General features: G+C 67.5%; 15 protein-coding genes. 5 read left to right on the forward strand and 10 right to left on the reverse strand.

Annotated features, from left to right (window positions below; translation table 11 throughout):
• Positions 1–84 precede the first annotated feature (84 nt).
• The 3 genes from prf1 to QA609_RS09970 all read left to right on the forward strand — a co-directional run bounded on the left by prf1 (position 85) and on the right by QA609_RS09970 (position 3,754).
• Positions 85–1,344: a peptide chain release factor aRF-1 gene (gene prf1 / locus QA609_RS09960; RefSeq protein WP_278302452.1), complete on the forward strand. Its 1,260-nt coding sequence runs from the start codon at positions 85–87 to the stop codon at positions 1,342–1,344.
• 135 nt (positions 1,345–1,479) lie between these two features.
• Positions 1,480–2,811, forward strand: a complete 1,332-nt coding sequence (locus QA609_RS09965; protein ID WP_278302453.1) for a hypothetical protein — start codon at positions 1,480–1,482, stop codon at positions 2,809–2,811.
• A 31-nt stretch (positions 2,812–2,842) separates the two neighbouring features.
• Positions 2,843–3,754, forward strand: a complete 912-nt coding sequence (locus tag QA609_RS09970; RefSeq protein ID WP_278302454.1) for a universal stress protein — start codon at positions 2,843–2,845, stop codon at positions 3,752–3,754.
• Here the strand turns inward: QA609_RS09970 and QA609_RS09975 are convergent.
• The 6 genes from QA609_RS09975 to QA609_RS10000 form a co-directional block, all read right to left on the reverse strand.
• The gene (locus tag QA609_RS09975) at positions 3,717–3,962 is read right to left on the reverse strand and encodes a PRC-barrel domain containing protein (protein ID WP_278302455.1); all 246 of its coding nucleotides are present in this window, start codon (positions 3,960–3,962) and stop codon (positions 3,717–3,719) included. The genes QA609_RS09970 and QA609_RS09975 overlap by 38 nt on opposite strands.
• 203 nt (positions 3,963–4,165) lie before the next feature.
• Positions 4,166–4,489 (reverse strand): hypothetical protein, encoded by a 324-nt coding sequence (locus QA609_RS09980; protein WP_278302456.1) that lies wholly within the window; start codon positions 4,487–4,489, stop codon positions 4,166–4,168.
• A gap of 116 nt (positions 4,490–4,605) precedes the next feature.
• Positions 4,606–5,505 (reverse strand): acyltransferase, encoded by a 900-nt coding sequence (locus tag QA609_RS09985; protein ID WP_278302457.1) that lies wholly within the window; start codon positions 5,503–5,505, stop codon positions 4,606–4,608.
• 435 nt (positions 5,506–5,940) lie between these two features.
• Positions 5,941–7,368 (reverse strand): DUF402 domain-containing protein, encoded by a 1,428-nt coding sequence (locus QA609_RS09990; protein WP_278302458.1) that lies wholly within the window; start codon positions 7,366–7,368, stop codon positions 5,941–5,943.
• Positions 7,369–7,411: 43 nt separating this feature from the next.
• Positions 7,412–7,789 (reverse strand): hypothetical protein, encoded by a 378-nt coding sequence (locus QA609_RS09995; protein ID WP_278302459.1) that lies wholly within the window; start codon positions 7,787–7,789, stop codon positions 7,412–7,414.
• Positions 7,790–7,928: 139 nt separating this feature from the next.
• Positions 7,929–8,084 (reverse strand): hypothetical protein, encoded by a 156-nt coding sequence (locus tag QA609_RS10000; protein WP_278290905.1) that lies wholly within the window; start codon positions 8,082–8,084, stop codon positions 7,929–7,931.
• A 137-nt stretch (positions 8,085–8,221) separates the two neighbouring features.
• Between QA609_RS10000 and QA609_RS10005 the strand changes: the two genes are divergently transcribed.
• On the forward strand, positions 8,222–9,235 hold the full coding sequence (locus tag QA609_RS10005) for a PrsW family intramembrane metalloprotease (protein ID WP_278302460.1): 1,014 nt from the start codon (positions 8,222–8,224) through the stop codon (positions 9,233–9,235).
• Position 9,236: 1 nt separating this feature from the next.
• Here QA609_RS10005 and QA609_RS10010 read toward each other — a convergent pair whose 3' ends face one another.
• A complete protein-coding gene (locus tag QA609_RS10010; protein ID WP_278302462.1) occupies positions 9,237–9,839 on the reverse strand; it encodes a riboflavin synthase in 603 nt (200 codons plus the stop codon).
• Between the two features lie 113 nt (positions 9,840–9,952).
• On the opposite strand from QA609_RS10010, the gene QA609_RS10015 reads away from it, so the two are divergent.
• The gene (locus QA609_RS10015; protein WP_278302463.1) at positions 9,953–10,201 is read left to right on the forward strand and encodes a hypothetical protein; all 249 of its coding nucleotides are present in this window, start codon (positions 9,953–9,955) and stop codon (positions 10,199–10,201) included.
• A 53-nt stretch (positions 10,202–10,254) separates the two neighbouring features.
• On the opposite strand, the gene QA609_RS10020 is transcribed toward QA609_RS10015, so the two are convergent.
• The 3 genes from QA609_RS10020 to QA609_RS10030 all read right to left on the reverse strand — a co-directional run bounded on the left by QA609_RS10020 (position 10,255) and on the right by QA609_RS10030 (position 13,713).
• Entirely contained in the window at positions 10,255–10,704 is a 450-nt protein-coding gene (locus QA609_RS10020; protein ID WP_278302464.1) for a response regulator, read from the reverse strand.
• A 112-nt stretch (positions 10,705–10,816) separates the two neighbouring features.
• Positions 10,817–11,851: a M24 family metallopeptidase gene (locus tag QA609_RS10025; protein ID WP_278302465.1), complete on the reverse strand. Its 1,035-nt coding sequence runs from the start codon at positions 11,849–11,851 to the stop codon at positions 10,817–10,819.
• The gene (locus tag QA609_RS10030; protein ID WP_278302466.1) at positions 11,848–13,713 is read right to left on the reverse strand and encodes an ATP-dependent helicase; all 1,866 of its coding nucleotides are present in this window, start codon (positions 13,711–13,713) and stop codon (positions 11,848–11,850) included. Before QA609_RS10030 ends, QA609_RS10025 begins: the two co-directional genes overlap by 4 nt.
• Between the last annotated feature and the right edge of the window lie 34 nt (positions 13,714–13,747).

Raw genomic sequence — 13,747 nt, forward strand, 5'->3', positions numbered from 1 at the left:
GGCAGCCGCGGGCCGCGTGAACCATCGGCGGGCGCGTAGCACGTGTCAAAGGATACTTAGCCACAGCACCGTTTTGTACGCCCAATGAGCCAGGAGGCCGAACAGGAGCAATCCGACCGGAAGAAGTACGAGTTCCGGAAGGTCATCGAGGATCTCAAGGACTTCGACGGCTCCGGCACGCAGCTCGTCTCGATCTACATCCCCGAGGACCGCCAGATCAGCGACGTCGTCCAGCACGTCACCCAGGAACACAGCGAGGCGGCCAACATCAAGTCCAAGCAGACCCGGACGGCCGTCCAGGACGCGCTGACGAGCATCAAAGACCGGCTACGGTACTACGACACCTACCCGCCCGAAAACGGGATGGTGCTGTTCTCGGGCGCCGTCGACTCCGGCGGGGGCCGGACCGAGATGGTCACGAAGGTCCTGGAGAGCCCGCCCCAGCCCGTCGAGTCCTTCCGCTACCACTGCGACTCCGATTTCCTCATCGAGCCGCTCGAGGAGATGATGGCCGACAAGGGTCTCTACGGGCTGATCGTCCTCGATCGCCGGGAGGCAAACGTCGGCTGGCTGAAGGGCAAACGGGTCGAGGCGGTCAAGTCCGCCTCGTCGCTGGTGCCCGGCAAGCAGCGGAAGGGTGGCCAGTCCGCCCAGCGATTCGCCCGGCTTCGACTCGAGGCGATCGACAACTTCTACCAGGAGGTCGCCGGCATGGCCAACGACCTGTTCGTCGCCAAACGGCACGAGCTCGACGGCATCCTCGTGGGTGGTCCGTCGCCGACCAAGGACGAGTTCCTCGACGGCGACTACCTCCATCACGAGATCCAGGACAACGTGATCGGCAAGTTCGACGTCGCCTACACCGACGAGTCCGGCCTGAAGGACCTCGTCGACAACGCCGAGGACGCCTTGGCCGACGCCGAGGTGATGAAGGACAAAAAGCAGATGGAGGAGTTCTTCGAGGAACTCAACGCGGGCGACCTCGCGACCTACGGGTTCGAGCAGACGCGCCGGAACCTGATGATGGGGGCCGTCGACCGCCTGCTGATCAGCGAGGATCTGCGACGGGACGTTATCACCTACGACTGCGAGGAGTGTGGCAACACCGATCGCGAGGTCGTCGACCGACGGAAGGCGACGCCCGAGCACAGCTGTAGCGACTGTGGAAGCGAGGTCGAGGCGACCGAGGAGAACCGCGAGGACGCCATCGACCACCTCATCGAGATCGCCGAACAGCGCGGCACCGAGACGAAGTTCATCTCGACGGACTTCGAGAAGGGCGAACAGCTCTACAACGCCTTCGGCGGGTTCGCCGGCATCCTCCGGTACTCCACCGGCGTCTGAACGCCGTAAGCACCGCCTACGACACCTTCCGTAACTGAACGGCTCGTTTTCGATCGCCTGCGACCCGTGAATCCCTCCTTATCGAGGTAACGATCCCCGGGAGTTATCGCGTCGGCCCGACGCCCCTCGAGCACCATGTGGTGGGACCGACAGTCACGACGATACGGACGTCGTCGCGTCCTCGGCGGTATCGCGGCCGGAACGGTGCTCGCGGCGACGTCGGGCGCCGTCGGTCGAACCCGAACCCGATCCGAAGACGTCGAGGTTCGGCTCCGCGAGACGAACGCGCCGGTCGCGGCCGGCGAGCGCCTCGAGGTGACGGCCGATCTCGAGGGCCGAACGACGTCGACCGTCGACGCGCGCCTCGTGGTCGGACACGATCCCGAGACGGTCGAGGAGCGATCCGTCGGCGTCGAGGCCGACGAGACGGCGTCGGTCACGATGGGGTACGAAACCCCCCGCGTCCGGCGCACCCAGTCGTTTCCGGTCAGAGTTGAGGCGGGGACCGACGCCGACCAGCGAACCGTCACCGTGGTTGGCACCGACGACGGCGAGAGCGCGGCGATCAGGCCCGACGCCGACGAGGTCACGGTCCGGCCGGGTACCACGGTGCTGTTCGAGGTCGCGACGGGACGACGGCTCGAGCCGACCGACCTCGAGTGGGAGGCCGACGACGCGATCGCGGGCGACCTCGCGCTCGCGAACGACTACACCTTCCTGACGGGGACCGGGGCCTACCTCGCGGCGCCCGAAACGGCGGGCACCTACGACGTCGACGCGACCGTCTCCACGGAGACGGGATCGGCGAGCCACGAGTGGCGCCTCGAGGTCGCTCCCGACGGTCGGGATCCTCCCGCGATCGAGTCGTTCGACAGCGACCCCGACGCGGACGCGACCGTCGGCGTCGACGACGTCGTCGAGAGCAGGCTCGTCGCGCGCGATCCCGAGGGGCGACTCGACCGCGTCGTCTGGATCGAGGGCCAGAACCGGACGGTGGTCCGGGTCGACGACCTCGAGGGGGAACGCGACGAGGCGACGCTTGCCCGGACTAACCCCGGCTGGATCGACGCCGGCTACCCGACCGGGGCGCGGGTCGTCTGCGAGGACGGCCGGACCAGCCCGGAGGCGTCGGTCGACGGCCCCGAGATCCGACCCCCGTTCGCGGTCGAAATCGTCGGAACGAACGAACCCCTCGAGGGTGGCGATCGGCTCGAGATCACGGTCGAGGTCGAGAACGAGGGCGGGATGATGGCGGTCGGCGACACCACCCAGGAGCTCGAGCTCCTGGTCGGGACGGATCGCGAACGGGTCGACACCGCCGCCGTCACCGTGCCGTTCGGGACGACTGAAACTGTCGTGCTCGGGTACGAGACCTACCCGGTCGCCACCGCGGATACGTTCCCCGTTCGGGTCGAGAGCGCCGACGACGCGGCTGAACGTACCGTTACTGTCGACGCCAGCGGGTGACGCTTTTGCACCTGGCCTGCGAAGGTATGGTATGGGGGAACAGTACACGGTCCTCGTCGCGCTGTCGAACCCCGCGACTGTTGAGCAGCTCCTGCGAACGGCCTCGGACCTGGCGATCCGACACGACGGCCGCATTCACGCGATCGCGATCGAGCACAAGCCGGTTAGCTCGCCGTTCCTGCTGTTCTCCGACGATCACATCTCCGCGGAGTACGCCGAGGAGAGCACGCAGCTGCTCGAGCGAGCCGAGGACGTTTCGGACGTGCCGATCACGACCGACCTCCGGGTCGACAGCGACGTGCCGGGAGCCATCCGGGACGCCGTCGACGAGGTCGGGGCCGACGTCTTGCTCATGGGGTGGCGCGAACGCGCCAGCACCGCTGACGCGGTGCTGGGCACCTCCGTCGACCCTGTACTGCGCCGACCGCCGTGTAACGTGCTGGTCGAACGGATGGGGACGGTCGCTGACGGCGTCGACAGCGTGCTGGTCCCGACCGTCGGCGGGCCCCACGCCGGCTTGGCGAGCGACATCGCCGCCGCGATCGCCGCGATGAACGGGGCCCGAGTCACCGTCCTCTCGGTGGTGACCGACGAGGGACCGATGGCGGACCGAGCTACCGCACAGCGTCGCCTTCGCCGCGCCGCAGCGTCGTTCCCGGCCGTTCCGGTCGACCAGCGGCTCGTCGAGGCTCCCTCCTCGGCGACGGGAATCCTCGAGGCTGCGACCGAGCACGATCTGATCGTGCTGGGCGCGACCGGGACCGGGCTGATCCGTCCGCCGGTGATTGGCTCGGTCGCGGACGCCGTCGGCCGCGAAGCGGAGTGTCCGGTCATCATCGCCAAGCGTCGGGCGGAGTCCCGACTCGATCGGCTGCTCGAGCGGGTCGGGTCGCTCTCCGGGTCGGTCAGAGCGTCCCCCGAAGACGGACGGCGTCGTCGGTGATCTCCTCGATGCTTCCCGCGTCGAGGGGGTGGGCGGCCGTCCCGTCGGGTCGAAGGCCGAGTTTGGCTTGCAGCGTGGTCACGATCGTCGGATCCGGATCGACGTACCCGTGGCCGTCGTCGACCCGGACGAGTCGGCCGACCGCGGTCCCGTCGGCGTTCAGCACGCGTTTTCCCTCGTCGACGCTCGTGAGCTCCGTTCGTTCCATATCGAATCGTTCGTGACCGCCTCGCGCCGTCACCGAAACGACTCGAGGATGGGTTTCGTCGCGGATAAAGCGAGGAAACCGTTTCCGACGGCTCCGGGAACGGTTGCAGCCGTTCGGCGGGTCAAGCCGACGTTAGGTGCAACGTAACGGTTCCCCGGTCGTTCAACACGGCGTTGAGGGATCGAACGCGCGGTAGTCTAACGCTACTGGCGCAGTCCCGAGACGCAGTTCCAGCAGTAGGTGAACGTCTGATCGGCGTCGTTCCTGGCGCCGCAGTGTGGACACCTGATCGTCTCCCCGTCGACGTCGACTTCGGCCTCGCCGTCGTCGGGGTCGCCGACGCCGTCCGGCGCCGAGGGGTAGCGGTCGGTGCCGGGCGAGGAGCGGGACTGGCTCCGACCGGGGTCCGCGACCGACGGCGACTGGACACCGTCGCCGTCCTCACGGCGGACGTAGACGTAGTACAGTAACAGATGCAGGAGGGCAAACAGCACCACGTAGCCGACGAGCCAGCCCCAGAGCTCCATCACCGTGTGATACGGTCTCAACGCACTTGGGTATTCCCTCCCTCATCGCGCCGTGACAGTAGTTGGTCGCTGAACGAGCCCCGATTCGGCTCTCGGCCCGACTCGTCGTCTCGGGGCTACTGCGGCGGGCGGAGATCGCGCTGGAACTCGTCGAAGACCTCGAGATCCTCGGGCAGGTCGTACTCGAGGTGGCGCTGTTCCTGGCGGTTGACGCCGGCCTCGTCGATCGGGGTGGCGACGTCCTCCCAGCCGGGTTTGATCTTGACGCTCTTGGCGGGCATGCCGATGGCGATGTGGTGGGCCGGAACGTCGTGCTGGACGATCGCACGAGCGCCGACGATGGCGTTCTCGCCGACCTTGCAGCCGGCACGGACCATCGAGTCGTAGGTCAGTCGAACGTCGTCCTCGACGATCGTGTGGTAGTTACGAACCTCGGTCTGGTCGACGACGTCGTGGTCGTGGCTGTAGACGTGGACCCCGTCGGAGACCGAGACGCGGTCGCCGATCGTCAGCTTCCCGCGGTCGTCCAGGTGGACATCGTCGTGGACGACGGTGTTGTCTCCGATCGAGATGTTGTGGCCGTAGGTAAACGTCACGCCCTTGAAGAACCGGCAGTTCTCGCCACACTCCTCGAAGAGGTGGTCGGCGAGCATTCGTCGAAACCGTAGCGCGAACTCGACGTTGTCCGCGATCGGCAGGCTGTCGAACTGCCGCCAGAGCCACTGGATGTGTTTCGAGTGGCGGAACTGTTCTTCGTCCTTCTCGGCGTAGTACTCGCTCTCCAGGGTGGTGTTGCACGGATCGTAGCTCTGGAGGCGGACCCGTTCGGCCGGTGTCATCGACTCGCCCCCCTTCCAGCGCTCGTAGGCCTCCCGGTCTCCCGAGAGGTCGATCAGCACGTCCTCGACGACCGAGCACGTATCCTCGTCGCTCGAGAGGCGCCGATCGACCTCGTCGATGAACTCGCGCATTCCTGCTTCCGCCTCGTCGGGAAGCGAGACGTCCCGCTTTGTCATACAGAGCCGTTTTGCCCGCGGAGGTGATAGGAGTTCGGTTGTCGGTTCGTCTCCCCGGTGATTCTCCGATCGGTTCCGGTCCCGAGTACAGCGGAGCCGACGGACTCGATCGGCCTCCGCCGGTTGCCAAACGCCGACGCCGACGAGTTCACGCCAGGCGAGTTCGGGGGGAGAGCTCGTCGAGACTCGCGGACTGAAGGAGCTCGTGGCCGACTGACCCCGCCGCAACGCGAGACCCGAAGCGGGGACTGATCACGTAATTATATACGTCGGGCCCGACACCTCCCGCACGCACCACGGGGTGCTGTGGGGGGTGTTGAGTTGGATGCCACCACTCTCTCACGAGACTGCTTCATCCCGAAGCAGGCTTCTGTTATTCGTCCGTGGACGTGAGCCCGTCGCCGACCGCTCCGCGCCGTTTCGCCGCCCTCGTAGTCACTTCGAGAGCGCGCGCTCGACGGCCTCGGCGACCTCGAGGGCCTTCTCCCCCAGCGGCGTCGCGACGAGGCCGTCGTCCATCGCCGCCTCGAGCTCCTCGCGATCGACGATCTCGACCGCGCCGTCGGGCGTGCGGATCACGTCGACGTAGAGGTCGACGTAGCGCACGCAGTCCGGGAACAGCTCGAGGGGCGTACAGACGTTGACGTAGGTCCCCTTCGCCGACCCCTCGCTATTCCTGTAGGTCGTCGGATACCACCACCGCCCCTCGCGGAACTTCGTCACCGCGACGTCGCCGTCCTCCTTGGGAACGTCGAGCGCGTCGTAGGTCCCGCCCCCGCGCATCGAGCGCTCGAGCGTGATCGTTCCCTCGGGCTCCCAGCCAGTGACGTCGCCGTAACCCAGCGAGATCAGCCTGCCGTCGGGTTTCCCGTGGCCGATCTCGAGGCGGTCGCCCTCGAGGGGGCCGAACTGCCGGGAGACGGCGTCGAAGGGAAACTCGCCGCCGAACCCGTTCGACCCGCAGACCGCCTCCGCGAAGTCGACCGCCGCGCTCGCGGCTCGGTCCGCCGCTTTGGTCCGGTGGTGGCCCGGCATCGTCGACTCCACCTCCCGGCGGTGCTCGTCGAGCGCGAAGCGGGAGTCGCGACCGAACCAGAGCCAGCGGGTTTCTTCGGGCGCCGCCAGCCGATTCGGCGATCCGGGTTCCTCGGGTGCCTCGACGAGCGCATCCTCGAGCCCGCGGGCGCGCTCGACGGCGTCCTCGAGGGCCCGTTTCATCGCCGCGAGGTCCGCGTCGGCGGCTGGCCGGTGCCAGCGCAGCCCCCAGCCCTCGGGGACGTCGACCGAGAGGAGATCGGTCATCCCGACCAGTTCCTCGGCTCGCTCCCCGCGAAGACTCGCGGAGACGCCGCTTCGATCCCGCGAGAGCGTACAGAGCCCGCCCGCGGCCTCGAGCCCCGGAGCGACCCGGGGATCGTCGTCGTCCCACGGCGGGGTCGGTTCGCGAACCTGCACGCGGTAGCGGTCCCCCGAGTCGACGTAGCCGTCGACGTCGTCGTACTCGAGGTAGCCCCGGCGGCCGTCGCCGAGGTCGACGACGGCGCCGCCGCCGCCCTCCGCCTCGAGCACTTCGGCGTCGAAGACCGCGCCGCGAGGGGCGTCGTCGTCCCAGCGAAACGTATCGACGGCGAGCTCTTCGGCCCTCGAGACGGCCGTTTCGACCGCGTCGGGGTCGCCCGACACCTCGACGCCCTGTCTGTCGCGGGTCGTCTCGAGCGAGACGTCGGCGGGCGCGGCCGCGAACGACTCTTCCTCGAAGCGCTCGCGGATCGGGTCGGAGGCCTGGACGACCTCGAGCCCGTCGTCGTTCAGTAGCTGCGTCAGCGCCGTCGTGTAGATCCCTCGCACTCGAGCGGTCGTCATCGTCGCCCCCCCGCAAGCGGCGGTTCGGTTCCCGACACGGCGATCACCGAAGCGTCTCGCGGTCGGGCGCGAACCGGACCCGGTCGTGGATCGTCGGCCCCAGCGTCAGCTCGACGGAGCCGTCCGACAGCACGCGCCCGTCCTCGACGTAGACCCCCCACGTGTCGAAGCGGAGCCAGCCGCGCATCTCGTCGGCGTGGGTCGTCAGATCGAGATCCTCGACGGCGTGTTCGGGGTAGTCGGCGCTCGAGTGGGCCATCTCCATGTCCGAGTACACCGTCTCGTGGGCGTCGAAGAAGGCCTCGAGCGCGTCGGCGTCCTCCTCGACGGCCTCGACGACCGCCTCCGAGGCGGCCCGGAGCTCGTCGGTCTCGAGGCCGACCTCGCGAAGCGCCCGCTGCGTTCGCTGATCGAAGTGCATGCGGAGGCGTTGGCACGGCACCCCTTTGTGCGTTCGGTTCGTCGGCCGACCGCTCGGTCGTACCGTCTGGCGTACGTCGTTTCCGGAGCGATCGCTGGGCGGATCGAATCTCTCGGAGAGGCAGTTACGGCAGCCCGTCTCAGTCGTCGGCGGCGAGACCGGTTTCGGCCGGCGACGAGGCGTCGTCGGCGCTGGCGGGCGTCGCCGACTCGGTTGCGTTCTCGGTCGTCTCCTCGGTCTCGTCCTCGGGACCCGGCGGGGCGGTGTAGTGGATACCGCGACTCGCGTTGTACATCGTGACCCGTTCTCACGATCGAGTGCACATAAGCCCGATCCTAATACCTATCATGAGATCTGATATCATACTAGGACGCACCGGCCCGGACTGCGGCGTGCCGAACTATTACCGGGCAGGGCGGAGTATCCTGCCGCATGAAACGACGGCGCGACCCGGTCGAACGGGCCAGCGACGAGTCGACGGACCTCCAGGACGTCTCGACGTGGGAGCCGCGAAACGCGCTCGATCGGCTCTCGGTCGCGACGTACAACGGGATCGCCTACGGGCTCCACGCGATCATCATCGGGGTCGCCATCGCGATCACCGCCTTCCTGCTCGTCCAGCCCGGCGTCCTCGTCCTCGAGGATCCGTGGCTCGCGCTCTTCTTCGGGCTCTCGGTCGTCCCGGCGGCCCTGCTGGCGGCGTTCATCTGGTACTCCGATATCACGACGAACGAGCCGCTGGGGCTACTGGTCGCGACGTTCATCCTCGCGATCCTCTTCGCGACGTTCGCGGCCATCGTCAACTCGGTGACGAGGCCGTACTTCCAGCTGTTCGGCGGGCTCGGTACGATCCTCTTTTTCTTCCTGATCGTCGGCCCCGTCGAGGAGACGGTCAAGCTCCTCGCGGTCCGGGTCTTCGCGTACCGCAGCGACACGTTCGACGCCGTGATCGACGGCGCAGTGTACGGAGCGATCGCCGGACTCGGCTTCGCCGCCATCGAGAACACGATCTACGTCGCGGGCACGGTCGCGGAGGCCCAGGTCGGGACCCTCACTGCGGCGACCGACATCGCGACTCAGCGGGCGCTGGTCGGTCCCGGTCACGTCATCTACTCGGCGATCGCCGGCTACTATCTCGGGCTGGCGAAGTTCAACCGCGAGTACGCCGGTCCGATCGTCGTCAAGGGGCTGCTGATCGCCGCGTTCGTCCACGCCACCTACAACACCACCGTCGGGATCGTCCCCGAGGTCCTCACCTCGCTGTATCCGATCGGGTTCGGCGTCGCGTTCGTCGCGTACGTGATCGTCTTCGACCTCGCGATCGGCTACTACCTCTACCGGAAGATCGCCCGCTACCGGCGAACCTACCGGGAGATTCGAGGCGACACCGACGACGTGCCGTCGCCGGAGCTGACCGAGTTCGATCCGCCGAGCCGCCAGCGCTAACCTACTCGACGCGGGCCTCGAGCAGCCGTTCGACGTACTTTGCGAGGACGTCGACCTCGAGATGGACCGGGTCGCCGACGTCCTTCTCCGAGAGAGTCGTCAGTTCGTACGTCGTGGGGATGATGGCGACCGTGACGTCTCCGTCGTCGGCGAGATCCGCGACGGTGAGGCTGATTCCGTCGAGCGTGATCGATCCCTTTTCGACGACGTAGCGCTCGTAGCCCGCGGGGAGTTCGAACTCGAAGTACCAGTCCTCGTCGACGGACTCGACGTCCCGAACCGTCGCCACCGCGTCAACGTGACCCTGGACGACGTGGCCGTCGAACCGGCCGTCGGCGGGCATCGCCCGCTCTACGTTAACCGCCTCGCCCTCCTCGAGGTCGCCCAGATACGTCCGCTCGACCGTCTCGCTCGCGAGAAAGACCTCGAACCACGCACCCTCCTCGAAGCGTTCGACCGTGAGACAGACGCCGCTGACGCTGATGCTCTGACCGTGCTCGAGCCCGGTCGCGACCTCGTCGGCGCCGATCCGGAGCCGGAGGCCGTCCTCGGTTCGGGAGCGGGCGTCGATCGTCCCGGTCTCCTCGACGATTCCCGTAAACATATCCGAGGGTTCGAGCCGACGGATAAAACCGCTCCGGAACGCGGATGCGTTCCAGTTCCGTGACGGATCGGTAGCCGCCGCGCTTTTGACGGGCCCCTTCGTAGCCGGCGTCGATGGCCGGAATCATCGATACGATCAAGCTGGCGGGCACCCTCGTGCTCGCGCTGCCGGCCGCGCTCGCCGGACTCGAGTTCCTCCTGGTCCGCGGCGAGACGGCCGTCGGCGCGGTGTTGATCGGCCTCGCGATCGGGCTCGTCCTCGTTCAGCAGCGGCTCACCCTCCCCTCCGACGTTCCGGCTGCCGTCGCAAAACGAGTGGTTGGAACGGTACGCAAGGACTCCGACGACGTCGACGATCGGTGAGCGGCGATCGAGCGTTCTCGAGGGCGCCGAGTGACTCCGTCCGAACGAAACCGCTATGCTGCCGTCACCGACGGTAGCTGGGCCGTCCTGACCCAGAACTCGTCGACCGCTCGAGCGAGCGAGACGTACTCGTCGTGGCTGTTCGGCTTCGTGAGATAGGCGTTCGCGCGACGGTCGTAGCTCTCGGCGATATCCGACTCGTCGTCGGAGCAGGTCAGCACGATCACTGGGAGCGTGGTCAGGCCGGACTCCTCCTGGAGTGTCTCGAGCAGCTCGAGCCCGTGTACTCGCGGCACGTTGAGATCGAGCAAGAGGAGATCGGGAAACGAGCTGGTTTCGCGGTGATCGGAGAGATAGCTTATCGCCTCGGCGCCGTCGGAAACGGTGTGGACTCGGACGTCGTCGGCAACCTGGTCGAACGCGTCGCTGATCAGCGTCGCGTCGCCGGGATTGTCCTCGACGAGAAGAATGTCGGTTGGCTCGGACGGAGTCACGGTTCTCATACGGTAGTTTCTCAGGACATCCCAATAAGACCGGTCACTATACACATTGGGACCGGCTGCGTGTGCAGCCCCTGAGTATATATGTCAGGACTACCCGGCGAAATCGCCGGACTCACTCGAGGGCTTTCGGATCGAGCGACTGCGGGATCGACTCGAGCCGGTCGACCGCCTCGTCGACCGCGAGCAGTTCCGTCAGTTGGATTCGGCCGTTCCGGGTCTCGACGCCGACGTCGAGTCGGACGACGGCTCCCTCGCCGATCTCCTGGCGTCCGCGGTTCGGGCGTTCCGCGGGCTCGAGGCCGACGCCGACGACGCGGGTGTAGATTCCGTCCTCGAACCCGAACGCCCGCACCTCGGCCTCGAGGTCGGCCTCGACGGCGGTCACCGACTGCGCGTCGGCCGTGAGCATCGACGCGGCCGAGCGAAACGCGCGCGTAACGCCGACGTGAGCGCGTCGCTCGTCGCCGCCGTCACCGTCGCGAACGTACGTCCGGGCGAGCCCGCCGTAGTAGCCCGATGGCTCCCGCGGTGCGGTCTCGAGGACGATCGGAACGCCCGTGCGGATCGGGTCGTCGTCCGGGGCCGAAACCGCGGTGTTGCCGTCCGGGAGCCCGCCCGCGGCGACGATCCCCTCGTCGATCGCGGTGCGGAGTCGGTCGGCGGTCAGGGGCTCGCCCTCGAGGCGGAGCCGTCCGTCGGCGGCGTCGGCGCTCGCGAGCAGCGCGGCGCCGCGCCGGATTCCGGCGCCCGCGACCGCCTGTGCGTCCGCGATCCGCTCGCGTTCGGCGGCCGTCTTCGTCGCCCTGGCTCGAGAGACGACATCCGTCGAGGAAAGCGAGAAGTCCGCTCCCTCGAGGTAGAGCGCGGCGTCGTGGGGGATTCGAGCCGGCGTCAGCACCGTTCCTTCGAGGCCGTCCGCGGCGAGGTCGTCGGCGAGCTCGCTGGCGGGGTCGGTCTGCGAGCGAACCCGCCACTCGCGGCCGTCGAACGCGACGGCGCGGCGGCCTCCCTCTGGCTCTCGCTCGAGTTCGGATCGGCAGTACCGAATCGCGGGATCGTCGGCGGAGCCGACGTGAACGAACGCGCTCGCGTCCTCGCGCTCGAGGGCCGTACGCAGGGCGGAGTCGACGGCTGGGTCGCCGGTCACGGCGCTTCGGCTTCCAGCTCCTCGGCCTCGCCGTCGGGCGCCTGTGCCTGCTCGAGCAGCTCCTCGAGGGTCAGGTCGGTCAGCTGGTTAGTCAGGAGGACGTCGATCGGCAGCGTCGGCGCGCCGTCGACGAGGTTCTCGAGGATGTACAGTCGCTCGCGGGCCCGGGACATGCCGACGTAGAAGACCCGTCGTTCGTTGTCGGTCAGCACGGGCACGGGCGAGGTCGTCTTGGTGAACTCCTCGCAGCCGGGGACGTCGGTGGGGTCGTCGACCGTCGCGACCATCTGCTCGACGACCTTCTCGGTGAGGTCGGTGCCGACGAAGACGTGGTCGGCCTCGCGGCCCTTCGCGGAGTGGATGGTGCCGACGCGAACCCGGTCGGTGTCCATCCCCTGGTACTCGCCGATGTTGAAGTACGAGCGGATGCTCTTCTTCTGGAAGTTGGTTACCTTCCGGACCATGTCGCCGGCCGAGGCGGGACCGGGCATGAACGGGGCGTGGTCCTCGATCACGTCGGCGGGGACGGTGAGCTCCTCTAAGTCCTCGACGCCGGCCTCTTCCTGGCGCTCGTCGATCTCGTCGAAGAGGGCGTCGCGCTCGTTGGTTCCAAACGCCGAGTCCTGGAGCATGTCCGCGAGCCGGCGGGCCTGCAGTCCGTCGACGTCGTCACCGCGGTCGATCGCCTCGACGGCGCGGACGTACTGAGTGAGCCGATCCGTCCACATTCGCTGGTCGGTCAGCGACCGGAACGGCACGCCCTCGGTGATGAACTCGTCGATGAACTGGAACATCTGGTACCGGGCGCGAAACAGCAGCATGATCGTCCCGTCGCCCTCGACGAGGGTACGCCGGACCATCCGGACGAGATCGAGCATCGAGGCGTTCGCGCGGGCCTCGACCGAGCCGCCCTCCTTGCGGGGTTTGAGGTCCTTGTCCTGGCGCTGATCGATGTGGCGGATCTCCTTGTTGACCGCGTTGAGCACGTTCGAGGGGAGCCGGTAGGAGTTCGGCAAGATGACGTCTTCGTCGACCTCCTCCTCGAGCAGCAGGGCGGGGTCGGCGCCCTGCCAGGAGTAGACGACCTGGTCGTCGTCGCCGGCGATCAGCACCTGCTCCACGTGGGGTTTCCACTCGTCGTAGACGTCGTACTGCAGCGTGGTGATGTCCTGGAACTCGTCGATCACCAGATAGTCGACGTTCGGGAGCAGCGAGCGCTGCTTGACGCGCTCGAGCATGTCGGCGAAGCCGATCTTGCCCTGCTCGCCCTTGTACGAACGCCAGGCGCGGATCGCCTCGGGGACGTCGATCCGGTCGTCGTCGGAGGGCCAGGTCGGCGTGTACTTGTTGCCCTCCTGGGCGCGGTCGTCGATCTCGGGCGGCAGTCGAACCTCCTCGTCGTCCCACTGGAAGGGGACGTCGTACCAGTCGGAGACCTCGCGGCTGGTCCGCTGGAGCCACTGGCTCGTCGCGATGACCTTGTTCCCGATCGTCGTCGACCGGGCGGTTCGACGGCCCGCACCCGAGTACTCGTCTTCGTACTCGATCCCGTACTCGTCGCAGAACTCCTCCTTGTCGGACTCGCCGATGACGTCGCTTCGGGAGAGATCCAGCAGTTCGTACGCCTTCGCGTGCATCGTACAGACGTTGCCCTGTAGCGCTCGGGGGCTCTCGTCGAGGCGCTCTGCCAGCCGTTCGCGAACCTCCTGTGCGGCCGCTCGAGTGTACGAAACGACGAGAATATCCCGGAACGTGACCCCGTCCTGCTCGAGGATCTCTTCGACGTGATCGAGAAGCGCCGTCGTCTTCCCGCTCCCCGGCCCACCGAACAGCCGGGTGACCTTCGTCTCCGTAGTAGCCATTGTAGCTGTTCAGGGTCGCAATACCCATAAGTGA

Origin of the sequence: Natronococcus sp. A-GB7 (genome assembly GCF_029688865.1) — an archaeon.
In the GTDB taxonomy this organism is placed as follows: domain Archaea; phylum Halobacteriota; class Halobacteria; order Halobacteriales; family Natrialbaceae; genus Natronococcus.